General features: G+C 49.7%; 4 protein-coding genes. All 4 read right to left on the minus strand.

What is annotated here, in order from left to right:
* Positions 1 to 223: 223 nt before the first annotated feature.
* On the minus strand, positions 224 to 5521 hold the full coding sequence (locus QT974_RS21960; protein WP_333470541.1) for a hybrid sensor histidine kinase/response regulator: 5298 nt from the start codon (positions 5519 to 5521) through the stop codon (positions 224 to 226).
* Positions 5522 to 5571: 50 nt separating this feature from the next.
* Entirely contained in the window at positions 5572 to 6390 is an 819-nt protein-coding gene (locus tag QT974_RS21965) for an HNH endonuclease (protein WP_333470542.1), read from the minus strand.
* Positions 6391 to 6531: 141 nt separating this feature from the next.
* Complete coding sequence (locus tag QT974_RS21970; protein WP_333470543.1) at positions 6532 to 9624, minus strand: HAMP domain-containing methyl-accepting chemotaxis protein; 3093 nt, start codon at positions 9622 to 9624, stop codon at positions 6532 to 6534.
* Between the two features lie 142 nt (positions 9625 to 9766).
* On the minus strand, positions 9767 to 10300 hold the full coding sequence (locus QT974_RS21975; RefSeq protein ID WP_333470544.1) for a chemotaxis protein CheW: 534 nt from the start codon (positions 10298 to 10300) through the stop codon (positions 9767 to 9769).
* Positions 10301 to 11662 lie beyond the last annotated feature (1362 nt).

Genomic DNA, 11662 nt, shown 5'->3' on the forward strand with positions numbered 1-11662 from the left:
CTGTTGCTATACCAGCTTTCAAAAATAATCGTTTCTTCATCATCCATCATCCACGCGCTAATTAATTAATCTAAACCACCAGCAGTCACGTTCAAAACTTTTTGCTTGATTTGTACCTTTTTCAATCTCCTGTTCTTGGACATGATTATTAAACAGTTGACAGTTGACCCTTTAAATCGTTCGCTGTCAACTGTCAACTGTCAACTGTCAACTTTTTAACTACCTAGACAACAGCCGGAGCACCAACAACTTCACCCTTCAACATCCGAGCAGCAGCATCCATCAACTGCTCTTCTAAATAAGGCTTAGTGAAATAACCCTTCGCGCCCAAACTGTAAGCCATTTGGCGGTGTCTGTCCGCACCGCGAGAAGTTAGCATCGCGATCGGCAATTCGCACAAAACCGTATCCTTCTGCATCCGAGAAAGCAGTTCTAAACCATCCATTCTCGGCATCTCAATATCGCAGAACACGATATCGCAAGGCAGCCCAGACTTCATCTTTTCCCAAGCTTCCTTACCGTCGCGAGCTTCCTCAACTCGGTAGCCAGCCTTCTCAAAAGTAATCGACAACAGCGATCGCACCGTAATCGAATCATCCACAATCAACACAGTAGGCTCAGTCTTCTCAATTTCCGCCTCAGCAGCAGCTCGATCGCTCTCATCCCACAGCGTACCGCCAGCTTCCTTCCGCAGCCTGCCGGTAGCCAAATCGATCAGTTCCAGAACGTCGGCAATCGCCACAATCCGGCCATCCCCGAGGACTGTCGCACCCGCAATCCCGATCGGCTTCGGCACAGGCCCTTCCAACTGCTTGATCACAATTTCCTGTTCCGTCGAAACCTGATCCACCTGCACCGCCAAGAAATTCCCAGCAGAGCGCAGCACGATCACCGAAATCATGTCATCGTCAGTATTAAACCCGTAAACACTGCCCCGGCCCAAATGGCGGTTGTAACCCAACAAATCCCGCAGCGGCCGGAACGGCAAAACCGAACCCCGCCACTCAATGCAAGGCAAACCGTCGGCCCCAGTCGTCACCTGATCGCGAGGTACATCGATCATGTCCTCCACCCCATCCATCGGGAAAGCAATCCGAGCTCGATCGCTAATGCAAGTCAGAGCCTTAGAAATACTCAACACCAGAGGTAAACGGATGGTAAATACAGTACCTTTGCCGATCGTAGAATCAATCCCCACAGTCCCGCGAATCTCGTGCAAAGAAGTCCGCACCACATCCATACCGACCCCGCGGCCCGCGTATTCCGTCGCCTGTTCCTGAGTGCTGAAACCCGGCATAAACAGCAAATCGTAAACTTCCGAGCGAGACATCCTCTGAGCCTGAGCCGCCGTCAGCAAATTCTGCTTAATCGCCTTCGCCTTCACTTTTTGCGGGTCAATTCCCGCCCCATCGTCAGAAACCGAAATCACCGTTTGATTTCCTTGGTGGAAAGCCCGAATCGTAATTCTGCCAACAGCAGGCTTCCCAGCCGCCAGACGCACCTCCGGCGGCTCGATCCCGTGAGTAATCGCATTGTTTACCAAGTGAGTCATCGGATCGTAGAGCTGATCCACAATCATCTTGTCGATCAAAATATCCTTACCCTCAACCTGCAACTGAGCCTGCTTCCCGCACTTAATCGCAATTTCGCGCACCGCCCGGAACAACCTATCCGTAGTCTCCGCAAACGGCTTCATCCGGGCACGAGTCAAACCTTCTTGCAGTTGAGTCGTGACTTGACGCAGTTGGCGAGTCACCTGATCTGCCTCATCCACCAAAAACTCGATGTCCGCCGCCGACTCCCGCACCCGCACGATCAGCTCGATAATCTCTTGAGCCAAACTGTGGAAAGGAGTAAACCTGTCCATTTCTTCTGGTCTCCAAGCGCTTTCGCGTTGGTGAGACGACTCTTCGTTGCGCCATGCCGATCGATGTCCTTGACGATTTGCCAGCAAAGCAATCTCCAAAAGACTCCGCTCGTAGAAATCCTGAGTCCGTTGGCTGACATCGCTCAGCAGCGTTACTTGGTGCAGCAAATTGTCCAAAAACTGCCGCATCCGTTCTTGGTCTTGCTCCAAACTGTTGCGGTTGACTACCAGTTCCCCCATCAAATTGCTGAGGTTGTCTAGTTGCTTGACCGGCACCCGCATTGTCTGGTCGCCGAACCCGCCCGCACGGGCATTCCGCCTGGATCTGTTGAGCGCCGACGGCCCAATATTGCCTTCCCCTTGACGGCCTGAGTCCTTGGAATCTTCTAGCAATTTTTCCAAATCGCCAAATTCGTCATCGGACACTGCCACAACAGCAGGCAGAGGTTTAATTGCAGCTTTATTTGGCGCGATCGTCGGTGGTGGAATTTCGGGCATAGTTGCGCTCTCGCTGAGCAACTCTTCGAGATCGGAGAAAACCTCCGTGTTCACCGGAGTAGAATTTGTGCCGCCAGAGGCTGCCAAAGCAGCACCAGCACCCCCTGCAATTAACAGTGCTTCTAAATCGTCAAAATTGCTTTCAACGTTTTCTAAACCCGATTCTGCACTGCCAAAGAAGTCAGCGAGCGATCGATCTTCCAACTCCGAAGCATCTTCATCGGTCGATCGGTCGCCCGTATCCCACAAGCCCGAGGTCAGTTCCGAAGTTACCAAAGTCCCAGCATCCATCGAATCCAACAAATCATCAAAACCCTCCAACTCTTCTGTGTTGAGAGTCGCCCCAGTTTCCAGAGCTGCAAGCATTTCAGCATCGCCCTCAAACATATTGTCCAGAGACTCTCCAGACACCACCTCTAAATCGCCACCAAAATCTTTTTCCAGCGCCTCAAACAAATCATCCTCGTCGCTGGAATTGTCCGGCGCCTCTGTGGTGGCCTCGGGTAGATCGAACAAATTCTGGGCCTTTGAATCGAATAAATCCTCAGTTCCAGCAGCCGACAACCCCTGCAAATCAGGAGCCGATGCCGGAGCGGCAGACTCAACAGGCGCTTCCCCAAACATATCCTCTAGCAAATCGAAAGTATTACCATCAGACCCAGCACCTAGGTCAGCAGGGGTAAAAATGTCCGCATCAGAACCGCCAGACAAAGCCACAAGTTCAACCTCCGCCAAATCCGTCAAACCGTCGTCACCGCCAGACTCCGACAAATTCGAGGAGAACCAACTCCCCAATTCGTCCCCCGCAGCAGCAGCAGCAGCACCCGCACGCCCAGATTCAGAATCGGCATCTAAATTCAGCCAATCATCACCTTGTCCCGAAGCTTCCCCGTCATACTCAGTACCGGTGGGTACAGAACCGAAAAGCTCAGCCAAATCCGCCGCTTCTCTAGAAGTAGCAGCTCCTTGCCAATCCCGCACAGGATTCTCCTCCTCAGAAATCGGACCTGAAGAAACATCTCCAAACAGCGCATCTAAATCCGTATCCTCCAGCTCCAGATTTGCCTGTAGCACAGACTCATCTTCTAAGCCGAAAGCATCTTCTAGCCAACTTCCATCCGCAGAGATATCTAAATCTGAATTTGATGTCATATTAAGAATGCTGTCAATTTCCTCGTTGAGTTCGCTGCCACTACCTAAATGCCGATCGCCCTCCGAAGAAAGGAAACCAGAAGAAATGCTCAACAGCTCGCTCAAATCCGTATCCTCATCAGAGAGCGACTCAAAATCATCAACCGAGTGCCCATCCCCCGAATCATTGTCGCCGAACACCAGCTCAGCAGATCCTGAATCCAGAGCATCATCCTTGAGACCAGAATCAGCAGAAAGTGGCGCAACTCCTTCCCCTACTGTTTCCTCCAAATCGCCAAACAAGTTATCCAAATCAGCAGGCTTGTCGGCAGCCACAGCAGAAGTTTGCGCAGCCACCTCATCCAACAGCGACGACAGCGCATCTTCCTCAGCTTGCCCGCTGTCAGCCTCCCTGATTTTCTCGGGCCGATCCAAACCGCCTCTCTTAGCCTTTTGATTTTTTTTGCGAGCTGGCGACTGCTTCAAACTAGCACTTGGACGATCGCTCGCCACCGCCAAACCGTCCCGCTCGCCTTCAAACAGCAAATCCTCCCCAAACAAACTTGTGAGGTCATCAATCGGAGGCGCCGCGCTAGTTTCGGAATTTTCTACCAGATATTCGTCAAACAACAAATCCGTAAAATCGCCGGAATTATCATCATCATCTGACTCCAGCATTCGCGCCGCCGGCATCCTCAAAGACTGCGCGTAGTCAAGTTCTTCTTCTTCTTCCCAAGCCCCGTCTAGATCCGGAGATTCACCATCAAACAAATCAGCTAAAGTGTTGAGTTCGGCTGCCCCCACCTCCGGGCCGGTGCGAGTCGAAGTTCTAAAAGAACCCGTATCGATATCCGAGTCTCCAAACCCCGGGGAATCGTCGTACTGGGGCGATTCCCTGCGGGATAGCTGCCCCCCGCGTAATGGGCCGACATCATCGCTTTCGCTGCCGTCGAGTTGGTCAAACAGCTCCTCCATGCTCAACCCTGAAATAGTCGGCACCAGTTCAGACGCCTGAGAATCCTCAAACCCGGCCATCTCCCAGGCCCCATCCTCAACAGCAACTGGATTTCTCGCCAAGGTACTCGGCTGAGCGAATGCCAGCAAATCCTCAAAATCTGTTTCCGCAACCACAACCGGCGGCAGCAGCCCCAGAAGTTTTGCACTTGGTTCGATCGACTCAGATAAACCCGAAAGTACCAATTCTTGGGCTTGTTTGATATCCTTGATCGTCGTTGGGGCTAAGATGCGATAGGTATTTGCTGAATTGGCGATCGCCTTTTCCACCACAGCGATCAATTCTACCCAGCGGGGCAGTTCAAATTCCTCCCCCGCCAAAGCCAACTTCCGACAAATATTCTTGAGCTGGCGCCTGCTTTCTGCCCCTTCAGGCTGTTTAAACTCTTGCAGCATTTCCCGCATCCTCGCCGGCACATCCGACTCAAATACTATAGAAAGCGCGCTTTCTTCTGGAGCATGATCAAATCCGTAAACTGACCCCGACCCAGCAAAACTCATCTCCGAGTTAAACGCGCCAACTCCCAGCCCCGCTGCAACTTTTTGAGGTATCGGCAGCGGGCCACTCTCATCTGCATCGTGTCCCGAATGTCCGACGAGTCCCCCCAAATGCCCGTTGAGTTCCTCAAATATCGGTTCCAATTCTCGAACCATCTGCTCTCCCAACTCCTCTGTCAGCCCAAAAGGCCCCGACAGTTGCTCTAACAGCCCTTGCAACGTGTCAAAAATACGCAAGAACAGGGACTCTAGCTGTTGGTCTACTTTAACGCTACACTCTTTTAAAACTTTAAAACTATCTTCTAGTCGGTGAGCTGTTTGCTGAATGCTGGTCAGACCCAGCATTGCTGCTCCTCCCTTGACAGAGTGAGCAGCCCTAAATACTTCGTTGACCAGTTCTGGGTCTTCGATCGTGGTTTGCAGATTCAGCAGGCCTTGTTCGATCGTATTGAGGTGGTCTTTTGCCTCCTCAATAAAATAGCCCATAATCCTCTGTTGTTGCTCCGGCAGCATAGTTTTTTCCTTATTTTAATCGTTATTGTATTGGGTCTATGTTAGTAGTTTCAGAGAAGCTCTCTGTATATCTCGCCCCTTGCCAAGAGAATAATCTGACTGCGAGATATCGCAAATGTCCTAGCTATTTCTGCTTTCGACCTCCCCTCACCTAAAAGATAGCGAATCTGCTGCACCTGTTCGGGTTTTAGCTTGCGGTTAGGGCCTATCTTGCCAGGAACGAAAGGAAAGCGGTTTTTTTCTATAGAATCGCGGGAGTTATCGGCGGGAGTTCCTTCCCACAAATGGTCGGGATTGACACAACCGCGATCGTCACAACTGTGACAAGCAAAATAACCCACTTTTACAGGTCGTCCCAGTTTGTGTTCCAGGACCAGTCTGTGCGGATAGAAGCTTTGATTTTTTCCGTTAATTTTGATAGTTTTCACGGAGTAACCATCACTTCTTTTAGCCAAGGTACAAATCATGCAGCCGTTCGGCTGTATTTCAGCCCGAATGCCGGGAATTACTTCTATGCCTCGCAGTTGTTTTTGAGGTTTAGGAGCCGATGTGCTTCCTACATCTTTAATTCTTCCTTTTCTAAACCTATCTTGAGAATTTTCTAGTCTAGAACCTTCCCATAAATGGTTGGGATTAATACAGTTACGGACATCGCAAGTATGGCAACAAAAGTATTCTGGTCTAATCGGACGACCTAAGCTATTTTCCAATACTAAACGGTGAACTGTAAGCGTCTTCCATTCACCGTCAATCTTAAGTCTTTTGGTGGCATAGCCCCTGCTATTTTTTGAGAGACTAGAGATAATACAGCCCGTCGGCTGAATCTCACCAAATATACCAGAAATTACCTCTACTATGTTATCGTCCATCTGTACAACTCCTACTTTATTTAGGTGCTGGATTAGCATCCCCGCAGTCGTTTCAAGACTGCGAGGTTGCTTTTTGTTTGCCATCATTGCCACACTAACGTGCTTGTAAATCAGCAAGTAGAAAAAGCATTAAACAATCAATTATTGTCTTTCTGCTGTTTCTACTCGGAATCTTTCCACCGATGTCAAAAGGTCGCGAGCAACGCCCACCAAATTTTGCAAAGCACCCGAAACTCGCTGCGCTTCTTGAGACGTTTCCTGAGCGGTCAGCTCCACGGCCTGCATCACCGAAGCGACCGAGCGAGCTGTTTCATTCTGTTCAACAGTGTCCGCCGTAATCGATCGCACTAGCACGTCAATTCGATTAGTAACTTGAATGATATCTTCAAGCGATCGCTTCGCTTGTTCTGCCAATCTTGTACCCTCAATAACCTGCTGCGTACCTTCTTCCATCGCCGTCATAACCGCGCCGGTTTCACTTTGAATTTGCATCACGATCTGCTCAATTTCTTTCAAAGATTTCGCCGATCGATCTGCCAACTGTCGCACCTCATCCGCTACGATCGCAAAACCCCGGCCAGCTTCCCCAGCTCTAGCCGCCTCGATACTAGCGTTAAGAGCCAACAAATTCGTCCGAGAGGCAATAGTAGCAATCAGAGCCACAATCTTAGAAATTTCTTGAGAAGCTTCCGCCAACCGCTTGACTTTTCTCGTGGTTTCTGCGACCGTTTCTCGAATTTCCAAAATCCCGGCCACCGTCCGCTCCACAGCCTCGCCCCCTTTCAGAGCAGTTGCTGCCGCGCCCCGGGCCACTTCTTCAGCCTCGCGAGCACTCTCTGCGACCCGCTGAATCGCGTCGGTAAGGACTTGCACCGAATTCAGAGTCGCCGCCAGTTCCTCAGCCTGCCGCAGCGCGTCGGAAGACAAATCGCCCGCAAACTTGGCACTATCCGTAGCGCCTTTGCTCACCTCCCGAGCCGCCTGCTTCACCTGATGGACAATTTCGCGCAGGTTTTGAATTGTCAAGTTAAATGAGTCAGCAACAGCGCCCAAAACGTCAGCAGTCACTTCCGCCGTCACCGTCAAGTCGCCCCGAGCCGCTCCTTCCACGTCATCTAGCAAGCGAATCACTTGGCGCTGCAAGTCTTCTTTTGCCTGTTCTTGCTCGTCAGACTTGCGCCTGGTATCGCTAATCGTAGTTTGGATCACCTTCGCCATGTGGTTGAATTTAGCAGCCATTTTGCCAAATTCATCTTCCGAGTAAATCGTAGCGCGAGCGTCCAAAGTTCCTTGAGATACAGCATCGAACTGAGCTTGCAAATTGTCTGAGGACTTGCGCACCTGCTTCGCAATCAACTGACCGATGCCCCAAGAAGTCAAAAAGCTGGTAAACCCTGCGGCTGCGGTCATTACCCAGCCTGTTTGTCGCAGGTAAACGATCGCCTCCGGCTTGTCTTGGCGCAGAGCTTGATAGGAGGCAATATTAGTCACGAAAGCCACAGCTACCAGAGAAACCAGTCCCGCCCCGATCGCCGTGTACAACTGTTTGGTAAACAAAGGGGCATTTTCCAAGAAAGCCAGTCCCCCCTGTTCTACAGTCACCGAAGAATCGATCGATTCTGTTTCTGTGGCTGCAAAAGTCGGCACCGACGCATCAGCAGGGCCAGAAATGCTAAAAATTTCGTCGTCTCGAATTGCTGAGCCATCGCTGTTATCAAAGTCCAGGCTGCTGCCGCTCGTCCCCATCATGCCGCTGGTAGAGTTACCAAAATTGGTGTTACCTCTAGTCAGGATCGAACTGTTGGCATCTTCTGAGATGTCAAAGTCCGGCAAATTCCCCAAATCGTCAAACTCGTCAAATTCGTCTAAAAAGCCGCTGTGTTCTTGAGCGTTGCCAGTTTTTGGCGACCAGTCGCTGCTGCTCTTGTCAGCAGCCCCAAAAGCTGTCGCTTGCTCGTTTTCGTCCATCGAGAAAGAATCGCTGAAAGCATCGTCATCAAAAGCATCTAACTCAAAGCTGTCTCTAGCTCCAAATGCCGGGGGCTCCGAGTTGCCGTAACCGTTGCTGTTGGCGTTGGATCGATCGACCGAATTAAATTGTCCTCGGCTCGACCTTTGGCTTTGAGAATTGGGGACAGCACCCCCCATCAGCAGCGTTTCGTCTTCCGCCAGCGAATAGTTTGACGAGTAGTCCGAATCGGCATCCGGCTGCTTGGAAGGCGATCGAGAAGACCCGAAACCCGACGAGGGGAGCGGCGACGCAAAAGGGTCTGCCTCTTGGGAAAATGGTGCAGGTCTGCCGCTCGCCCCGCTTGTCTGGGGCGCCGTTTGGTAGTCGTAGCCTTCGTTGAGGTCGAGATCGTCTGGCAAATTCAGCGGCGCAAAAGGTTCGCCAAAATTGTCGTCCGACGGCCCAGTGCGGGAGTCTAATTGGTTAGAGTCAAAGGAATTATCCATTGGCGATCGGCCTAAACCTTGACCGTTGAGCATTTGAGTCGGAGCTTCTGAAAACAAATTTCCCGAATCAGGAGTCCTGTTCTGCGACGCTTTGGCACCAGAACCGCCCGCATCATCAAACTCTGCGTCCGAGGCAAAAGGGTCTCCAAAGTCCGAGCCGTCAAATTCATCCATGTCTAGCGGTGAGGAAGCATCAGCATAAGCTGCCATCGCCCCGCTGTCGCCAGCAAATGGGTTAGAATGCGAGGTTAAATCTTCGACAGAACCTCTGAGCGAGTCCTCTTGTGCTTCCCAAGGAAAGCCACTCATGCCCAAGTCTGCCAAATCCTCGTTTTCCAAATCCTCTGGCGATCTACTCGGAACCGCATCGGATGGGGCATTTCCCCCGAAAAGTGCCAGATCCGGGTCTTCTAAGCCTTCATCGAGAGACATCTCTGGGTAGAATTCCAATTCTGTTTCCGCAGACAAAGCCTCGAAATGTTCCGTATGCAGTTCGCCGGATAAAAATTGGTCTGTGTAGGTAATTCCGCTGTGAGCGTGTTCGACCAAACTCGGGTCGTCGCTCAGACCTAGCACAACCGTGTACTGTTCCCGTGCCACCTCGTACTGTTGCAGTCCGTAACAGTAAATGTGTCCGCACAGCAGTCTAGCGCTGGGGTCTTCGGGAAAATCTTCCACTAATTGATAAACTAGGGCCGCGGCTTCTGAATAGTTGCCATCCATGTAAGCCGCTTCTGCCCGTTGGTAGTCCTGCTGAAAGTTGGTACTTGTTGCCATTTGCCGCCCTCTTTTGATTTTAGATTTTAGATTTTTGATTTTTGATTTTTATCTTGAATGTTTAGATGCGCGCCTCAAGTCGTGTGACTGTTAATAGTTAGACCCCAATCGAAAATCGCAAATCGCAAATCTAAAATCGATTTCACGCTGCCCACCGCGCAGAGCGCAGAATTTTCACTTGATCTAGCAGTCGGAGCACTTTCTCAGCTTGTGCACCTAACATCCATTCTCCCCTCAGAAATGGAATCATGCCGTCTGGTGCATTGTTCTGGGAGTGCAATTGCTCTACATCGAGCCAGTCCATCCCCACAATTCGATCGACCGCCAGCCCCAAAATCGTATCTTGGTCTTCCACAGCCACGATCGGGATTTCTGGTCTATCTGTGTTCAGAGGTGTTTGGTCTCCCAGAAATTGACCTAGGTCTGCCACCCAAATCACTCGTCCTCTCATGTTTAGCGTACCTAAAAGCAAAGAAGAAACGTTAGGGATCGGTGTCATGCGGTCTGGGGACGGCGATAGTACCTCTCTAATGCCTGTGGCCGGCAGTGCAAACTCGTTCCCCGAAGGAACGTAGAACCGCAGGTGCAGCTCGCCTTCGGGAGTTTCAAGTTCTTGGAATTCCGGAGCCTGATCTATGCCTTGTCCTGGTAATATAAAGTCTGGGCTGCCACTAATCATAATTCTGACACCTGCTTTTCTAGCAAATTATTGACCTTTCGGGTCTTTGAATATCCCGATCGCCACTTTAGCGGTCGAAACTTGACACACCCAAGCTTGACACAACCTCCGGGGTGAATGGCACGACTGCCAAGAATTGCTTGACAATAGATGTGCTGGGTCAACAATTCACGGCGCCATCAATAATTCACGCTTCATTTGCTGACAAATTAACTCTAATTGACTGCGCACCCTGAATTTCCAACCCTGAAGCTTGCTTTTGTACTACCACCGCCGTCTAAATTGGTAAAACTTGCGGTCAATTTCTGCGATCGATCCTGAACCGATAGTAGAATTAGCCATGGGTTGTTGACATTGCTGGTGTCGTGACAATCATGAACTTCCGTCAGTTAAGACTTTCGAGTGCACTCTCCGACTTTGTGGAGAAATTCCCAGCAAAGCCTCGCGCTCTGTTCATCTGTTCATCGGTTTTGGCGATCGGGCCGTAGCAAGTGGAGAACAAGTATATTATATTTGCACTTTGAGCGTGTTAGACCCGCGGGAGTCGAGAAATTGAGCGCAAGTTTGATTAGGGCCCACTCGCCAGGGCGCTGATTTATACATTCTAGTTGAGGATGCGATCGCCTCAAACCCTTAATTCGTCTGTAACACCGCCAGGGAAACGCCTGAGGCGTCCTCGGGTACAAAAAATCTCCAATCGTGGCACCGCTGCGCAATTTATCCAAAAAAATCTGGATACCCCAAACATTGTTCCTGAAAAAAATTATGCCCAAAAGCCCGAGCTTTTTTTTGCAGACAATCTAAATTTTCATAAATTCTACCATTTAAAAAAATAATACAACTTTATATCAGCTCCCAACCCTTAGCCAGTCTGTCATTCCACAATTTAATATCTCACATTTGAAATTAAAAATGGTAGGATAAAACTGATTTTTTTTCCTCTACCTCGTACCAAGATAGCCGGCGGTGAATATTTGATTAAAATAACTTTTGCGCTCTTGTCACGAATTAAATCCCACCTACGGTCAACGGGATTTAATTCGTGACGTTCTCCTAATTTAAAACTTAATAAATTATTATCTGGTAAGCTGTCGTGCATTTAAACTAGGTATTTCAAAAGCCCAAGCCCTTTACTGACTTAGATGACCCCATCAATTTAAATGCACAACAGCTTATTTTGACAATGCTCTTATGAAAATTACTATTTTTAGTAAGAAACTATTAATTTTTATGGATATTCAGAAATTATTTTTGTTAATAAAATGTCAAAACCATAGCCTTTAATTATTTACCATAAACAATTGATTAGACTTGAATTGCAAAAATCGGAAAACACCCTAAAATTATCTGCGTTTATCT

It is taken from the genome of Microcoleus sp. BM001215392 (genome assembly GCF_036700185.1).
Taxonomy (GTDB): domain Bacteria; phylum Cyanobacteriota; class Cyanobacteriia; order Cyanobacteriales; family Microcoleaceae; genus Microcoleus.

Bases quoted from the DNA above. Each gene is read 5' to 3' on its own strand.
- QT974_RS21960 (WP_333470541.1), bottom strand. From the start codon at position 5,521: ATGCTGCCGGAGCAACAACAGAGGATTATGGGCTATTTTATTGAGGAG.
- QT974_RS21965 (WP_333470542.1), bottom strand. From the start codon at position 6,390: ATGGACGATAACATAGTAGAGGTAATTTCTGGTATATTTGGTGAGATT.
- QT974_RS21970 (WP_333470543.1), bottom strand. From the start codon at position 9,624: ATGGCAACAAGTACCAACTTTCAGCAGGACTACCAACGGGCAGAAGCG.